This is a genomic window from Bacillus sp. AFS002410, from assembly GCF_002556365.1.
In the GTDB taxonomy this organism is placed as follows: domain Bacteria; phylum Bacillota; class Bacilli; order Bacillales; family Bacillaceae_G; genus Gottfriedia.
In genome coordinates this window covers 1-669 of record NZ_NUEU01000057.1, presented here as the reverse complement: position 1 = coordinate 669, position 669 = coordinate 1, and the positions used below count along the sequence as shown (strand labels likewise).

Genomic DNA, 669 nt, shown 5'->3' with positions numbered 1-669 from the left:
AAAAATTATTATAAAAAACTTTTGGGAAAGTATTGACTTTTAAATGAGATTTGATATAATAATTAATGTCCTTAAGGAATTGAATCAAGTGATGATAGCGAAGAGGTCACACCCGTTCCCATACCGAACACGGCAGTTAAGCTCTTCAGTGTCGATGGTAGTTGGGGGTTTCCCCCTGTGAGAGTAGAACGTCGCTTGGTTCTTGATTATTCCGCAGTAGCTCAGTGGTAGAGCACTCGGCTGTTAACCGAGTGGTCGTAGGTTCGAATCCTACCTGCGGAGCCATTTTGGAGAGCTGTCCGAGTGGCCGAAGGAGCACGATTGGAAATCGTGTAGGCGGGTAACCCTGTCTCAAGGGTTCAAATCCCTTGCTCTCCGCCATATAACTCAGGACAAATATAATGGCCCGTTGGTCAAGCGGTTAAGACACCGCCCTTTCACGGCGGTAACACGGGTTCGAGTCCCGTACGGGTCACCATTTTATTACGGAGGATTAGCTCAGCTGGGAGAGCACCTGCCTTACAAGCAGGGGGTCGGCGGTTCGAGCCCGTCATCCTCCACCATATCTTTAAAAATATCAATAGACGTCCTGAGATTTGGATGGTCTTGATGAAGTAAACTTCATGGATCTAATTAAAATAGTATCCACATTATCGCGGGGTGGAGCAG

Annotated in this window: 4 tRNA genes and 1 rRNA gene; all 5 read left to right on the top strand. The window is 46.9% G+C overall.

Features of this window, described 5'->3' with window-relative positions:
• Positions 1-84: 84 nt before the first annotated feature.
• A 5S ribosomal RNA gene (rrf, locus tag CN692_RS19200) occupies positions 85-200 on the top strand.
• A gap of 10 nt (positions 201-210) precedes the next feature.
• Positions 211-285, top strand: a tRNA-Asn gene (locus tag CN692_RS19195).
• A gap of 4 nt (positions 286-289) precedes the next feature.
• Positions 290-381: transfer RNA gene (locus CN692_RS19190), tRNA-Ser, on the top strand.
• Between the two features lie 22 nt (positions 382-403).
• Positions 404-478: transfer RNA gene (locus tag CN692_RS19185), tRNA-Glu, on the top strand.
• A 9-nt stretch (positions 479-487) separates the two neighbouring features.
• Positions 488-563: transfer RNA gene (locus CN692_RS19180), tRNA-Val, on the top strand.
• The last annotated feature ends 106 nt before the right edge of the window (positions 564-669 follow it).